Annotated in this window: 15 protein-coding genes; 14 read left to right on the forward strand and 1 reads right to left on the reverse strand. The window is 39.8% G+C overall.

Features of this window, described 5'->3' with window-relative positions:
• The first annotated feature begins 219 nt into the window (after positions 1-219).
• From accB to spoIVB, 14 genes are all read left to right on the forward strand, one after another.
• Positions 220-723, forward strand: a complete 504-nt coding sequence (accB, locus tag P8610_RS02630; RefSeq protein WP_394602978.1) for an acetyl-CoA carboxylase biotin carboxyl carrier protein — start codon at positions 220-222, stop codon at positions 721-723.
• A 12-nt stretch (positions 724-735) separates the two neighbouring features.
• Positions 736-2094, forward strand: a complete 1359-nt coding sequence (gene accC, locus P8610_RS02635; RefSeq protein ID WP_289495178.1) for an acetyl-CoA carboxylase biotin carboxylase subunit — start codon at positions 736-738, stop codon at positions 2092-2094.
• Positions 2095-2111: 17 nt separating this feature from the next.
• Positions 2112-2519: an Asp23/Gls24 family envelope stress response protein gene (locus tag P8610_RS02640; protein WP_066242213.1), complete on the forward strand. Its 408-nt coding sequence runs from the start codon at positions 2112-2114 to the stop codon at positions 2517-2519.
• 419 nt (positions 2520-2938) lie between these two features.
• A complete protein-coding gene (nusB, locus tag P8610_RS02645; RefSeq protein WP_289495179.1) occupies positions 2939-3334 on the forward strand; it encodes a transcription antitermination factor NusB in 396 nt (131 codons plus the stop codon).
• A 26-nt stretch (positions 3335-3360) separates the two neighbouring features.
• Positions 3361-4224, forward strand: coding sequence for a bifunctional methylenetetrahydrofolate dehydrogenase/methenyltetrahydrofolate cyclohydrolase FolD (folD, locus tag P8610_RS02650; protein WP_289495180.1), 864 nt, complete (start codon positions 3361-3363; stop codon positions 4222-4224).
• Positions 4224-5585, forward strand: a complete 1362-nt coding sequence (gene xseA / locus P8610_RS02655; protein WP_394602979.1) for an exodeoxyribonuclease VII large subunit — start codon at positions 4224-4226, stop codon at positions 5583-5585. The genes folD and xseA overlap by 1 nt, the downstream gene beginning before the upstream one ends.
• A complete protein-coding gene (locus tag P8610_RS02660) occupies positions 5578-5817 on the forward strand; it encodes an exodeoxyribonuclease VII small subunit (RefSeq protein WP_394602980.1) in 240 nt (79 codons plus the stop codon). Before xseA ends, P8610_RS02660 begins: the two co-directional genes overlap by 8 nt.
• Entirely contained in the window at positions 5814-6695 is an 882-nt protein-coding gene (locus P8610_RS02665) for a polyprenyl synthetase family protein (RefSeq protein ID WP_394602981.1), read from the forward strand. The genes P8610_RS02660 and P8610_RS02665 overlap by 4 nt, the downstream gene beginning before the upstream one ends.
• Positions 6696-7392: 697 nt before the next feature.
• Positions 7393-7989, forward strand: a complete 597-nt coding sequence (locus P8610_RS02670) for a hypothetical protein (RefSeq protein WP_289495184.1) — start codon at positions 7393-7395, stop codon at positions 7987-7989.
• 20 nt (positions 7990-8009) lie between these two features.
• Positions 8010-9908, forward strand: a complete 1899-nt coding sequence (gene dxs / locus P8610_RS02675; protein WP_289495185.1) for a 1-deoxy-D-xylulose-5-phosphate synthase — start codon at positions 8010-8012, stop codon at positions 9906-9908.
• The gene (locus tag P8610_RS02680) at positions 9905-10723 is read left to right on the forward strand and encodes a TlyA family RNA methyltransferase (RefSeq protein ID WP_394602982.1); all 819 of its coding nucleotides are present in this window, start codon (positions 9905-9907) and stop codon (positions 10721-10723) included. Before dxs ends, P8610_RS02680 begins: the two co-directional genes overlap by 4 nt.
• A 292-nt stretch (positions 10724-11015) precedes the next feature.
• A complete protein-coding gene (gene ahrC / locus P8610_RS02685) occupies positions 11016-11465 on the forward strand; it encodes a transcriptional regulator AhrC/ArgR (RefSeq protein WP_289495187.1) in 450 nt (149 codons plus the stop codon).
• Positions 11466-11489: 24 nt separating this feature from the next.
• Entirely contained in the window at positions 11490-13187 is a 1698-nt protein-coding gene (gene recN, locus P8610_RS02690; protein ID WP_394602983.1) for a DNA repair protein RecN, read from the forward strand.
• A 134-nt stretch (positions 13188-13321) separates the two neighbouring features.
• Entirely contained in the window at positions 13322-14608 is a 1287-nt protein-coding gene (gene spoIVB, locus P8610_RS02695) for a SpoIVB peptidase (protein ID WP_394602984.1), read from the forward strand.
• Here the strand turns inward: spoIVB and P8610_RS02700 are convergent.
• On the reverse strand, positions 14605-14781 hold the full coding sequence (locus P8610_RS02700) for a hypothetical protein (protein WP_394602985.1): 177 nt from the start codon (positions 14779-14781) through the stop codon (positions 14605-14607). The genes spoIVB and P8610_RS02700 overlap by 4 nt on opposite strands.
• Positions 14782-14860: the final 79 nt, after the last annotated feature.

The raw sequence follows: 14860 nt of genomic DNA on the forward strand, positions 1-14860 counted from the left end.
GACTTGATTGTGACAGGTAATGATAGAAATAGCAGACAACACATGCCGTAAACGCTTACAATATGAATGAGAATCGTGTACTATTAACTTGTACTTGATTCTAATGTATCCTTAAAATGAGAAATATGGTATATTACATGTGTTAAGACCTAGTCACAATAGAAGGTGCTAACTAAAAAATCTAAACTGGATAGGATTGTTAAAAGGAGTAGAGACCTCATGCTAAAAATACAAGAAATCCGTGAACTGATTAAGCTAATTGACAAATCAAGCATTAACGAATTTAAATACGAAAATGACGGATCTAAAATCGTCCTTAAAAAGAACGATGGAACAGCAGTTGCTTATCATGCAGAGGAAGCACAATCTCAGCCTGTAGTTACTCAAGCGCCACCAGCAAGAGAACAAGTTCCAGCAGCAGAACCTGCAAAAGAAAACACTGAAGTAAAACAAGAAACAAAGACTGCAGACGATGATGATAACTTACATAAAGTAGTCTCACCTATGGTAGGAACGTTTTATGCTGCGTCTTCACCAGATGAGGAAGCTTTCGTTAAACCAGGAGATCAAGTATCAAAAGACAGCATCGTTTGTATTATCGAAGCGATGAAACTATTTAACGAAATCGAATCTGAAGTGAATGGTGAGATTGTTAAAGTATTAGTTGAAAACGGACAATTAGTAGAATACGGACAACCTCTGTTCCTTGTGAAAGCAGAATAGGAGGGTATGTCTATGATTAAAAAGCTATTAGTAGCAAACCGTGGTGAAATTGCAGTACGGATTATTCGAGCATGCAAAGAACTTGGTGTTGAAACAGTAGCCGTTTATTCAGAAGCTGACAAAGATGCCTTGCATGTCCGTTTGGCAGATGAAGCTTATTGTATCGGACCGACTGCTTCAAAGGACAGTTACTTAAACTTCACAAACATTATGAGTGTTGCGACACTGACTGGTTCAGAGGCCATTCATCCGGGATATGGATTCTTGGCTGAGAATGCTGACTTTGCAGAATTATGCAGAGAATGCAACGTGACATTTGTAGGCCCGAGTGCTGAAGCGATCAACAAAATGGGTATTAAAGATGTTGCCAGAGCAACAATGGCAGATGCAGGAGTTCCTATCGTACCAGGTTCTGAAGGGATCATCAGGGACAAGGAAGACGCCATTGAACTCAGCAATAAAATTGGGTATCCTGTAATTATTAAAGCAACAGCAGGCGGTGGAGGTAAAGGAATCCGTGTAGCCAAAAATGAAACAGAACTTTTAAAAGGCATCGCAATTACTCAACAAGAAGCAGCAACCGCCTTTGGCAACCCGGGTGTTTATATTGAAAAGTACATTGAAGATTTCCGCCACGTAGAGATACAGGTTCTTGCAGATAACTATGGGAATGTTATTCACTTAGGTGAAAGAGATTGCAGCATCCAAAGACGCCTTCAAAAGCTTCTGGAGGAGACGCCTTCTCCAGCTATTTCTCCATCAAAACGCCAAGAGATGGGAGATGCTGCTGTAAAAGCTGCTGAAGCTGTTCAATACTCTGGCGCTGGTACAGTTGAATTTATTTTTGACCACAATACAGGTGAGTTCTATTTTATGGAGATGAACACACGCATCCAAGTAGAACACCCTGTAACAGAGATGGTTACAGGCATCGATCTTATAAAAGAGCAGATTAAAGTGGCTTCTGGTGAAAGATTAAGATACAAACAGGAAGACATTGAATTTAATGGGTGGTCCATTGAGTGCAGAATAAATGCGGAGAATCCTGAAAAGAACTTTATGCCTTCAGCCGGTAAGATCGAGATGTATCTTCCTCCAGGCGGACTAGGTGTCAGGGTTGATTCTGCTGTATATCCAGGCTATACAATTCCACCATTTTACGATTCTATGATCGCAAAAGTAATCACATATGGAAATACAAGACAAGAAGCAATAGACCGTATGAAACGTGCATTAAGTGAATTTGTCATCGAGGGTGTTCATACGACCATTCCGTTCCACCTGCGTCTGTTAAACCATGAGACATTTGTGAATGGTGACTTTAATACAAAGTTTTTGGAAAATCATGATTTAACTTCAAAAAGCGAATAAGTGCGGAGGTGTTAGAGATGAATGAACTATCATTTGAAATGGAAAGTTACTCATCAGAACTAGGGAAAGTAGAGATCTCACCTGAAGTCATTGAAGTCATTGCAAGTATTGCAGCTTCAGACGTTGAAGGTGTAGCATCCATGAGAGGAAGCTTTGCAAGCGGAGTTGTAGAGCGCCTTGGAAAGAAAACACACGGAAAAGGTGTGAAAGTTGAACTTTCTGAAACTGGTATTTCAATTGATGTTTACGTATCAATGAAATACGGTGTTGCCATTCCAGACGTTGCTCAAAAGATTCAAGATTATATTAGACAAGCGCTTCTAGACATGACAGCACTAGAAGCAACGGATATCAACGTTTTCGTAGTTGGTGTTCAATTTGATTCAAAAGAAAAACAAAATGAAGCACCAGAAGTAGACTATTAAAAAAGGTCAAAGGGTGAGGTGAGTAACCTTCCCTTTGATCTTTTTTCTTTTGGCTGTTTTCGCAAACTTTGTTGCTTTTGAAAGTGGTTGATTTCCGTTTCAGGTGCTTCGCTTTCCGCGGGGCAGGCGGTGAGCCACATTCGTACGTTTCACTCTTAAGTGTCTCAACTGCCCACCTGTCCCGCAGGAGTCTCACACCTTACACTCTAATCAACTTGTCAATGAAGAGAAAGAAAAGAACGACTTTACAGCTACATTCTTTTATATAAATCAGCCTTTACCATTTGGACAATACTTTTAGTGAAAAAAACTGAATGTTCGGAAGGGTTTGTAAGTCCATTGTTCGGATTGTAACCACTCCTCACAATATGGTATTATGCTAGATAGAAATTGTTCGCAAATAGAAAGGAAGTCGGATTATGAAACGCAGACTTGCCAGAGAAAAGGCATTTCAATCGCTTTTTCAAATTGAAGTAAGTGACATATCAGCTAATGAAGCTATGGAACACGTATTAGAAGGTGAACCATCTGATGAATTTTTAACGAAAATGGTTTATGGTACGGTAGAAAATAAAGAGGAAATTGAGCGTTTTCTAACGCCTTACCTTGAAAAATGGAGTTTTTCAAGACTAGCAAATGTGGAGCGTGTAGTTCTGCAAATGGCTGCGTATGAATGGCTCTATATGGAAGAGATCCCTAAGAACGTAACGTTGAATGAAGCGATTGAAACAGCTAAAATATTTGGCGGTGAAGAAGCAGGACGTTTCGTAAATGGTGTCCTAGGAAAAATAGTTAAAGATCTTAACAATAATTAATAACTACTTTTTGAGGGGGATTTAGAATGGCTGTGTTAGATGGAAAACAAATTGCAAGAGAGATTAGAGAACAACTTGCAAAAGAGATCCAAGACCTAAAACAAGAAGGTACTGTTCCAGGTTTAGCTGTTATTCTAGTAGGCGATCACCCAGCGTCTCGTTCATATGTTCTTGCAAAAGAAAGAACGTGTAAAGAGCTCGGAATGCACTCCGTATTATCTGAACTTCCTGAATCTATTTCTGAAGAAGAATTATTGGAATATATTCAAACGTTTAACAATGATGAACAAATTGATGGGATCCTTGTACAACTCCCCCTTCCTTCACATATTAGTGAATCAAAAGTAATTGAAACAATCCTGCCTGAAAAAGATGTAGACGGTTTTCACCCGATTAATATTGGCCGAATGCATGCCGGTGACGAACACGCTTTTATTCCTTGTACACCACTAGGTATTTTAGAGATGGTAAAACAAACAGGTGAAGAAATTGCTGGTAAGCATGTTGTCGTTGTAGGAAGAAGCAACCTTGTCGGGAAACCTGCAGGGCAACTGTTTTTACAAGAAAATGCGACTGTCACGTTTTGTCACTCAAGAACAAATAATCTTCGTGAACAAACATTACAAGCTGATATTTTAATAGCTGCAGTAGGAAAACCAAATCTTATTACAGAAGATATGGTAAAAGCAGGTGCAGTTGTTATTGATGTAGGCGTAAATCGCAAGGAAAACGGAAAATTGTGTGGAGATGTGGACTATGACGCAATTAAACCAAAAGCAAAACATATCACACCAGTTCCAGGGGGCGTGGGCCCTATGACGATCACGATGCTGATGAACAATACGGTGCTTGCTTCAAAATGGAGAAAGAAGCTAAAGGAAGTTCTTTAATGCAAAACAACAATCGGTATGTCCCAATATCGGCTGTAACCCGGTATATAAAGCGATTATTTGAAAATGACGGTAATTTGCAAGATGTTTGGGTAAAAGGTGAATTATCAAATGTGAAACTGCATAGCAGAGGGCATTTGTATTTTACCCTGAAAGATGCAAACAGCAGAGTTTCAGCGGTTATGTTTGCAGGCAATAACAGATATTTGAATTTCAAGCCTGAGGAAGGAATGAATGTTTTAATTCAAGGATCATTCTCAGTGTATGAACCACAAGGACAATATCAGCTCTATGTGAAAACGATGCAACAAGACGGAGTTGGCAACTTGTTTCAAGCTTATGAGAATCTAAAAATCAAGCTTGAACAAGAAGGACTTTTTGATTCATCACAAAAAAAGTCGCTGCCAAAGTTTCCATCAGAGATTGCTGTGATCACTTCTCCAACAGGTGCTGCTGTTAGGGATATCGCCACAACGATCAAACGCCGTTTTCCTTTAGCTGCTATCACTTTATATCCTGTTCTTGTTCAGGGTCCCGGTGCAGCTCCAGCTATCTCACGAGCGATAGAACAAGCTAATGAGGCAAATAAAGCGGATTTGCTGATTGTCGGACGCGGCGGAGGATCGATTGAAGAATTATGGGCTTTTAACGAAGAGATCGTTGCTCGAGCAATCTTTTCTTCCAAATTGCCTGTCATTTCAGCGGTAGGACATGAAACAGATTTTACAATATCTGACTTTGTGGCAGATTTAAGAGCGCCTACGCCAACAGCGGCTGCTGAGATGGCCGTACCCCACCTAGATGAACTTGGCGATAGACTTTTTCAAAGAAGTGTAAGGCTTAAGAGAGTTATGAAAGATTATCTGGCAGGGCATCAACAGCATTTGTCCCGCCTGCAAAAATCGTATGCATTCAAATATCCTACTCAGCTTGTTAAGCAAAAAGAGCAGGAACTTGATAGAAACATGGATAAATTAAAAAGAACAGTTGAAGGTTTTGTAGTTCAGCACCAGAGCGAGCTGACAAAAATGAAGCGTCAACTATCATTGTTCTCGCCTGCAGGACAGCTCCACAAAGCGAACGAACGAGTTGTTTCTTTACATAAGTTATTGATAAAAGAAACAAACCGACATGTTAGACAGCACCAAAAGGAATTCTCTAATAAGATTTCAAGGCTATCATCTCTAAATCCACTTGCCATAATGGAGCGGGGATATAGTTTGACGTACAAACAAGGAAAGAAAGAACTCGTTAAGTCTGTTAAACAAGTGAAAGCAGGAGATGCGTTAACGATTAAGTTAAAAGATGGACAGGTTGATTGTCACATCACGGGAACGGAGGCGTCTTTAACGAATGAGTGAAAAAGCGGCCAAACTTACATTTGAAGAAGCGATGGTACAGCTTGAAGAAATTGTAGAAAAGCTTGAGCAGGGTGATGTACCGTTAGAAGAAAGCATTGATTTGTATCAGCAAGGTATGAAGCTTTCAAAGTTATGTCATACAAAGCTGAAAAATGTTGAGAAGAAAATGGATAAGATCATGCATGAAGATGGAAGAGAAGAACCTTTTGTGATTCAGGGGGAAGATCATTGATAGCGTTTGAACAATATCTTCGTGATAAAAAGAAATTGGTTGAGGGACAGATGGTTGATTACTTGAATCAGCTTCAGGCTCCATCAACTCTAAAGAAGTCAATGTTGTATTCAATTTCTGCTGGAGGCAAGAGAATAAGACCTATTCTTGCGCTAGCTGTCATAGAATCTTTTGAAAAAGATCCTCTTCAATTTTTAGATGCTGTATGTGCCATTGAATTTGTACATACGTATTCATTAATTCACGATGATCTCCCATCGATGGACAATGATGATTACAGAAGAGGTAAACTCACGAGCCATAAAGTGTTTGGAGAAGCTCAAGCGATTCTAGCGGGAGACGCTCTTTTAACAGAAAGCTTCACCCTAATTTTAAATAATACATTACTGACTCCTGAACAAAAGGTTAAGATGGTCGCGGTCCTTTCAAAGGCTGCTGGAGCAGCCGGAATGGTCGGTGGTCAAGTTGAGGACCTTGAGGGAGAAGACAAAGATCTTACTTTGTCTGAGTTGGAAAGCATCCATGAAAAAAAGACGGGTAAAATGCTAGAGTGCTCCGTCTTATTTGGCGGGATTGCCGCGGACACTTCAGAGATTGACCTTATGCATTTGCAAAGTTATGCACGCCATATTGGAATCGCATTTCAGATCCAGGATGACATCCTTGATGTAACGGGTAATCAAGATGATCTAGGTAAACCTGTTGGAAGTGATGAAGCCAATTTAAAAACGACATATCCTAAAATTCTAGGTCTGGATGGAGCAAAGAAAGAAATGGAAAAACATATACATATTTCTTTGGAACATTTAGGCAAAACCAATGGAAATACAGGCATATTAGCGTCCATTGCTGACTACATTATAAAAAGAAACCACTAATAGATTGTTGAGCAATTGGAAGTATGATATGATATTATTTGCTTTGGAGTGGTGCAGTATTCTAGTCAGCCCCCCGTTCCTGAAGGCGGGCCTAAAAATCCGCCAAAGGGCACATCGATGAAGTTCCTTGTATTGGCTTGAGGCGCCCAGCCTTGGGTCAACGCTGGGAGTTAAGGTTGAAGGGCGATCCACAATGGCATGTGGGCGATGACCCTTCTTCCGCGGAGGCCCCCATATTTGCGGTTTGTGTTCAAAAGACCTTACTGCGAAATGGGGTTTGAACCTGCTTTGCTGCTTTTCTTGATTTCAGGAAAAGTGAGGCGAGCAGCGTAGCCTGCCTTGAGTGGAGTTTGAGGGGATTATGGTGTGAAAAGCCTGTATCGGTTGGCCGCTGATTTTGAGCTTTATACCATATGAAATCTTCTCTGCAAAAGAGGCTAGGGAATGTGCGCGAGGCTGTTGAGGAAAACTCCTAGACTGTTCTATTTCTGACACCTTTTAGGGATTATAGTGCGGACTAAGTGGTAATCTAGTCTAACGTTTGGTGACAGCGTTAAGAAGAGAGTAAAGGGAAACCGCGAATATGGCGACATTTCGTACTCTTCTGGGAAAACCTACTGGACCTAAGCCGCAGTCTTTACTTAATAAGGTGACCACTCCCTATTACATAAAGTGACCAAAAAAGAAGGAGTTATGCATGAAGCATTCCTTTTCTAAAACACTCAAATGGAGTACAAGCATTGCCGTTATCACTCTTGTGTTAGCGGCTATTTTTACAGTTGTATCCTCCTTTTTATTAAACGGAGTTTCTTGGGCTATCGGTATGGGAATCGTCTTTTTAATTGTTTTAACAGGCGTACTCTTTGATATTGTAGGTGTTGCTTCTACAGCTGCGAAAGAAGTTCCATTCCATGCGATGGCATCAGAGAGGGTTCCTGGTGCAAGACATGCTATAATCATTACAAGAAACGCGGATCGTGTAGCGAATTTTTGTAATGATGTGATAGGAGACATTTCCGGTATTGTTAGCGGAACAGCATCTGCTGCAGTAGTAGTAGAACTTACACTCTCTATGGGGAATAAATCAGGAACGAACTTAGAGTATCTGATCTCAATTATCTTCACGAGTGTAGTAGCTGCTCTTACTGTCGGAGGCAAAGCTCTCGGGAAATCATATGCGATCAACCACTCAACCTTTATTATTTTTCAGGTTGGGCGTTTATTATATTTTTTAGAGGAAAAATTAAGAATTAAACTGCTATCGCCTGCTAAAAGAGAGAAGAAAAGGCGTTAATGGAAAGAGAGGCATATTCCATGAACCTGGAAGATATTCAAGATCCTCATTTTTTAAAAACATATGAGACTGAACAATTAAACCAATTAGCTGATGAAATCCGCTCTTTTCTAATTGAAAAACTTTCAGTTAGAGGCGGCCATTTAGGTCCTAATTTAGGTGTAGTTGAACTGACGCTTGCTATGCACAAAGTGTTTGAAAGCCCTAAAGACAAATTTATTTGGGATGTAGGACACCAGGCATATGTTCATAAAATCCTTACAGGAAGAGCATCGCAGTTCGATACACTTCGCCAATACAAAGGATTATGCGGATTTCCAAAAAGAATAGAAAGTGAACATGATGTATGGGAAACAGGTCATAGCTCGACGTCACTTTCAGCTGCAATGGGAATGGCAATAGCTCGAGACTTGAAAAAAACGGATGATAAAGTGATAGCTGTAATTGGCGACGGCGCTTTAACAGGCGGAATGGCTTTGGAAGCGCTCAATCATATCGGTCATGAAAAGAAAGATTTAATCGTTATTCTTAACGACAACGAAATGTCTATTGCGCCGAATGTAGGAGCTCTTCATAACGTTCTTGGGCGTATGCGAACAGCTAGAAAATACAATAAAGCAAAAGATGAGTTAGAGTCACTGATCCGTAAGATTCCTGCATTTGGCGGGAAATTAGCTGCAACAGCAGAGCGGGTTAAAGACAGCTTAAAATATTTATTAGTATCTGGGATGTTCTTTGAAGAACTAGGATACACCTACTTAGGCCCTGTTGACGGGCATGATGTTGAAGATTTAATCGAGAATTTAAGTTACGCAAAAAAGACAAACGGTCCTGTAATCGTTCATGTACTTACGAAAAAAGGTAAGGGATATGAACCTGCAGAAAGTGATAAAAAAGACAGCTGGCACGGTGTAGGTCCGTATAAGATTGAATCGGGCGAACAAATTAAACCACAGCAGCAAGGTCCATCTTACAGTGGTGTAGTGAGCAAGACCTTGGAGAAATTATCACATAAAGATGACAGAATCGCCGTAATTACTCCTGCGATGACGATTGGATCTAAGCTTGTGGATTATGGAAAGGTTTTTCCTGATCGCTTGTTTGATGTTGGGATTGCCGAACAGCATGCAACAACAATGGCTGCAGGACTCGCGACACAAAATATGAAGCCGGTGCTTTCCATTTATTCTACATTCTTGCAGCGAGGCTACGACCAAGTGGTTCATGACGTTGCGAGACAGAATCTGAATGTCGTTTTTACAATCGACAGATCTGGACTAGTGGGTGCAGATGGAGAAACGCATCAAGGTGTGTTTGATATCGCGTTCTTACGCCATATTCCGAACATGGTCCTAATGATGGGTAAGGACGAAAACGAGCTGCAGCATATGGTACATTCTGCTCTTCAATATGATGACGGTCCTATTGCGATTAGATTTCCTAGAGGAAACGGTTCAGGTGTTCCAATGGATGATGAGTTTGAAAATATTCCGATTGGGTCTTGGGAAGTTCTTAAAGAAGGAGACGATGTTGCGATCCTTACTTTCGGAACAACGATTCCTATGGCACTCGAAGCGTGGGAAATCCTCGCAAAATCAGGGGTGTCTGCCCGTGTGATTAACGCGCGCTTTATTAAGCCTTTAGATTCAAAAATGCTGAATGAGCTTTATGCACAGAACATGCCGATTCTTACTCTGGAAGAGGCTGTCCTTCAAGGCGGTTTTGGAAGTGCTGTTTTAGAACATGCCTCAGATAACCATGCAAATGTGATCGTGGATCGAATGGGGATACCTGATTGTTTTATTGAGCATGGAAGTGTTACAAAGCTTCTTGAAGAAATAGGAATCACGACACCTGATTTAGTAAACCGTGTTAAAGCGCTTGTTAAGAGAAAGGCAGAAAAGGGTCTTCTTACATGAAAAAAGAACGTGTAGATGTTTTGCTTGTTAACCGGGGACTTTGTGAAACAAGAGAAAAAGCAAAAAGATCTGTTATGGCAGGTCTTGTGTATTCTGGAACGAACCGGATGGATAAGCCAGGAGAAAAAATTGAACAAGATGCACCTTTGCAAGTTAAAGGTGATGTAATTCCATATGTCGGAAGAGGCGGGCTTAAGTTAGAGAAGGCGCTAAACGTTTTTTCTTTTGACGTGAAAGATAAAATTGGAATGGATATTGGAGCATCAACAGGTGGTTTTACAGATTGTGCTCTTCAAAACGGTGCATCCTTTATATATGCTATTGATGTAGGCTACAATCAGTTGGCTTGGAAGCTTAGAAATGATCCGAGGGTAGCGGTAATGGAAAGAACAAACTTTCGGTACGTGACAACTGATCAGCTTGAACATGGCGTGCCGGATTTTGCGACGATAGACGTTTCGTTTATATCGCTGCGTATCATACTTCCTGTTCTCGTTCAGTTAATGCCCGAGGGTGAAGTGATCGCATTAATTAAGCCTCAATTTGAAGCTGGCAGAGAAGAAGTAGGCAAGAAGGGAATCGTAAGAGATTCGAAAGTTCATGCTAGAGTAATCGAAGAGATTATTGATTTTGCTCGTAAAACAGGCATAAATCCCGTGGGGTTATCATTTTCACCGATAACAGGCGGAGACGGCAACATTGAGTTTTTGATGCATGGAAAAGTGAATAACGAAGATTCTTTAACCATTACTTCTGAAAAAATTAGTGAGGTTGTTAAAGAAGCACATGATACTTTAAAGAAAGAGCGGGAATAATTTCTCCGCTCTTTTTTGGTTGTTATTTAACATAAGCCAATGCTTCTGAAGTTTGCTTCAATGCTTCAAAGTCTGCATACCTTGCAAGAAACTCTTCAAGTGGTGTGCATTTACTCGAGTACATAAACATTTATCAAAACAATAATCTTTAAGAAAGGGCTGCGGAAATCAACCACTTTCAAGAGCCAAAGAAAAGAGCCTATTATTTTCATTCATGAAAAATTTACATCTTATGCACAATAGTATAAGATAAAGTCAGAATGTGACAGTGTAAATTGAGGTGGAATTGCCAGTGAATAAAGGACAACGACATATTAAAATACGTGAAATGATCAGCAATCATGATATTGAAACACAAGATGACTTAGTTGAACTTCTTAAAAAAGCAAACTTTAATGTGACGCAAGCAACCGTTTCCCGTGATATTAAAGAATTGCATCTTGTTAAAGTGCCTATGAACGACGGACGTTACAAATACAGTCTTCCGGCTGATCAGAGGTTCAATCCTCTTCAAAAGTTAAAAAGAACACTTACAGACAGTTTTATAAGCATTGATTACGCAGACCATTTAATTATTATGAAGACCCTGCCGGGTAACGCAAATGCAATTGGAGCGTTAATCGATAAGTTGGATTGGGAAGATTTAATGGGAACGATATGCGGGGATGATACGATCCTGATCATTTGTCGTTCTAAAGATAGCAGTGCAGATGTATCGCAGCGCTTTTTAGATATGCTGTAATTTTTATAGTAAGGTGTGATGTAGTTGCTAGCAGAATTAAGTATCCGTAATTTTGCTATTATTGATTCCTTAACTGTCTCATTTAAGAAGGGACTAACGGTCTTGACTGGTGAAACTGGGGCTGGTAAGTCAATCATTATTGATGCGATCGGGCTATTAATCGGAGGAAGAGGCTCTACTGAGTTTGTTCGTTATGGTACTCAAAAAGCAGAGATTGAAGGATTGTTTCATATTCATCCTGGTCATCGCGTATACGGTAAATGCGAGGAATTTGGAATTTCGGTTTCAGAAGATGATGAAATGGTTGTTCTCAAAAGAGATATAACGGAAAGCGGTAAAAGCATTTGCAGAGTAAACGGGAAGCTTGTTACACTTTCGGTTCTTAAAGAGATCGGACAGGCACTAGTAGACATTCATGGACAGCATGAAACTCAGTATCTCATGCAGCCTGATAAACATCTTTTTCTGCTCGACAGTTTTGGAGACAAGGATTTCAAGAAAGAATTGAGTGCTTACGAAATTTGGTTTAAAGAGTATAAAGATATCAATAAACAGCTTTCTGAACTATCAAGAAACGAACAAGAGATTGCTCAAAGAATCGATTTATTGAAATATCAATTCGAAGAGATATCTGGTGCAAATTTAATCCCAGATGAAGATATCAAACTTGAAGAAGAAAAGAATATGTTATCGAACTTCGAGAAAATTCACGGTTCTCTCCAAGATGCCTATCATAATTTATATGGTGAAGGAAAAGCGCTTGAATTGATTTCCAGTGCATTAACCGATTTTTCTCAAGTAGCAGCATTAGATGAGTCGTTAAAAGCTGATGAAGAGCAATTCGGCAGCAGTTTCTATGTTCTTGAAGAACTCACCTATAAAATTCGGGATATGTTTGACTCGCTAGAGTATAACCCCGAGAGGCTTAACAGCATCGAAGCGCGTTTAGATGAAATAAGTAAACTTAAACGTAAATATGGATCTTCAGTAAAAGAAATTATAAGTTACGGTGAAAAAATCAAAAATGAGCTTGAACTCATTCAAAATAAAGATAATCACCTTGAAGCATTAAAAAAGAAACAAGATAAGATTATTTCTAAACTAGAGATTTCCGGTAAAAAGCTTACGAAGAAACGAACAGAGACTGCAAAAATTTTGAAAAATGCCATACAGCAGCAGCTAAAAGAGCTGTACATGGAAAAAACAAAGTTTGAAGTCGTTATGAAACGAACAGAAGAAAGTCAGTTCTTAAAAACGGGAATGGATTCTGTTGAGTTTTATATATCTCCAAACCCTGGTGAGCCGCTTAAACCATTATCTAAAGTTGCTTCAGGCGGGGAGTTATCTAGGATCATATTAGCTCTTAAGACTATTTTCTCTGAAAACCAGGGAATCACTGCCATTATTTTTGATGAAGTGGATACAGGAGTTTCAGGGCGAGTCGCACAAGCGATAGCAGAAAAGATCTACCGTGTTTCAATCGGATCACAAGTGCTTTGTATCAGCCACCTTCCTCAAGTTGCTGCGATGTCAGACACACATCTGCACATTTCAAAAGATACTTTGCAAGGAAGAACAGTTACAAAGGTACTAACATTAAAAACGGATGAAAAAGTAAATGAAATAGGCAGAATGATTTCTGGAGTAGAGATCACAGATCTGACCAAACAGCATGCTAAAGAATTATTGGAACTTGCAGAGTCCATTAAAAAGTCATCATAAACTTTATTCATGAAAAAGCTATCCATTTAAGGAATAGCTTTTTCTTTTTTATCGGTTATAAACTCACGGTCCATAGGCTAAATTAAAGGTACAGCCATGGTGAGGGTGTGAGCTAGGAGCGAGGAGAGTGTATGATGTATAAGGATTTACTGCGGCGAACGATCGGCGTTATTCTCCTTGGAAGTTTAGTGGGAATCGGTTTTTTGTCTCCTGTGCGTGAATATGTAACAATGCCTAAATCGATTACCTTTTTTGAAGGACAAAATGTATTACGATCTCTTCCTGCGGGGACAACCATCCAACAGGAAGAAACAAATATTTATACTACTGCAATGGAAAGCCAAAAAGTCGTTTCGATACAAGCCAAAACAAACGGTGATAGCGTGGCAACTCTTGAAGCAGCAAGTTTTCCAATAAAGAAGATGAATGTAAAAGTATTGTCTGATTTAAAGGTTGTACCAGGCGGACAATCCATAGGTGTTAAGCTGAATACACTAGGAGTCCTTATCGTTGGGCATCATCTAGTTAATACAACTGCAGGAAAACAATCTCCCGGTGAAATTGCCGATATTCAGGTAGGAGATATTATTACCAAAATCAACGGAAAAAATATTAAGAAAATGGGTGATGTCAGCCCATTCGTTAAACAGTCTGGGGAGTCTCGAAAACCGTTAGATGTAACGATAAAAAGAGACGGCAAAACACTTCATAAATCACTTAATCCTCTGCAGGACAAAAACGATCAGTCTTATCGAATCGGACTATATATTCGAGATTCAGCAGCAGGAGTTGGAACGTTAACTTTTTATGATCCAGCATCGTTTAAGTATGGTGCGTTAGGTCATGTTATTTCTGATATGGATACGAAGAAGCCAATAAAGGTAAATAACGGTGAAATACTTGGATCGACGGTTACTTCTATTGAAAAAGGTTCAAACGGACATCCTGGAGAAAAATTAGCACGTTTCTCAAATGACCAAAGAATTTTAGGGGATATATCCAAAAATAGTCCCTTTGGAATATTTGGTAAATTAAATGACAAACTTTCAAATGGCGACTGGAACAAGCCGTTGCCAATCGCTCTATCTGATCAAGTGAAAGAAGGTCCGGCTAAAATTCTGACTGTAGTGGATGGGTCTAAAGTGCGCGAATTTAACGTAGATGTCGTAAGTTCTGTTCCACAAAAGTTCCCTGCTACTAAAGGTATGGTTATTAAGATCACGGATCCTGAGCTGTTAAAAATAACAGGTGGAATCGTTCAAGGTATGAGCGGGAGCCCAATTATTCAAAATGGCAGAATCATCGGCGCGGTAACACATGTTTTTGTTAACGATCCAACATCAGGTTATGGCGTTCATATTGAATGGATGCTTGATGAAGCAGGAATCAATATTTATAAAGAAACAAAACAGGCGAGTTAATTTTCTTGCCTGTTTTTTTGGCGCTTTTTTCTAAAGGGATACGTTGTTGTCTTCGAATGTGGTCGATTTCCGCTCCAGGCTGCTCGCTTTCCGCGGAGCAGGCGGTGAGCCACATTCAAACGTTTCACTCTTAAGTGTCTCACCTGACCGCTTGTCCCGCAGGAGTCTCGCACCTTGCGCTTCAATCAACTTGCAAATGAAGAGAAAATTCTAAAAGCCAAATCTTTAAGATGATTTTTCATAAAAGTTCGT

It is taken from the genome of Fictibacillus sp. UD (assembly GCF_043558025.1).
Lineage (GTDB): Bacteria > Bacillota > Bacilli > Bacillales > Fictibacillaceae > Fictibacillus.

What these genes read in the sequence shown, in the direction of transcription:
- P8610_RS02680 (WP_394602982.1), top strand. Translation starts at nt 9,905, where the DNA reads ATGAAAAAAGAACGTGTAGATGTTTTGCTTGTTAACCGGGGACTTTGT.
- P8610_RS02640 (WP_066242213.1), top strand. Translation starts at nt 2,112, where the DNA reads ATGAATGAACTATCATTTGAAATGGAAAGTTACTCATCAGAACTAGGG.
- accB (WP_394602978.1), top strand. Translation starts at nt 220, where the DNA reads ATGCTAAAAATACAAGAAATCCGTGAACTGATTAAGCTAATTGACAAA.
- nusB (WP_289495179.1), top strand. Translation starts at nt 2,939, where the DNA reads ATGAAACGCAGACTTGCCAGAGAAAAGGCATTTCAATCGCTTTTTCAA.
- accC (WP_289495178.1), top strand. Translation starts at nt 736, where the DNA reads ATGATTAAAAAGCTATTAGTAGCAAACCGTGGTGAAATTGCAGTACGG.
- P8610_RS02670 (WP_289495184.1), top strand. Translation starts at nt 7,393, where the DNA reads ATGAAGCATTCCTTTTCTAAAACACTCAAATGGAGTACAAGCATTGCC.
- folD (WP_289495180.1), top strand. Translation starts at nt 3,361, where the DNA reads ATGGCTGTGTTAGATGGAAAACAAATTGCAAGAGAGATTAGAGAACAA.
- xseA (WP_394602979.1), top strand. Translation starts at nt 4,224, where the DNA reads ATGCAAAACAACAATCGGTATGTCCCAATATCGGCTGTAACCCGGTAT.
- P8610_RS02660 (WP_394602980.1), top strand. Translation starts at nt 5,578, where the DNA reads ATGAGTGAAAAAGCGGCCAAACTTACATTTGAAGAAGCGATGGTACAG.
- spoIVB (WP_394602984.1), top strand. Translation starts at nt 13,322, where the DNA reads ATGTATAAGGATTTACTGCGGCGAACGATCGGCGTTATTCTCCTTGGA.
- dxs (WP_289495185.1), top strand. Translation starts at nt 8,010, where the DNA reads ATGAACCTGGAAGATATTCAAGATCCTCATTTTTTAAAAACATATGAG.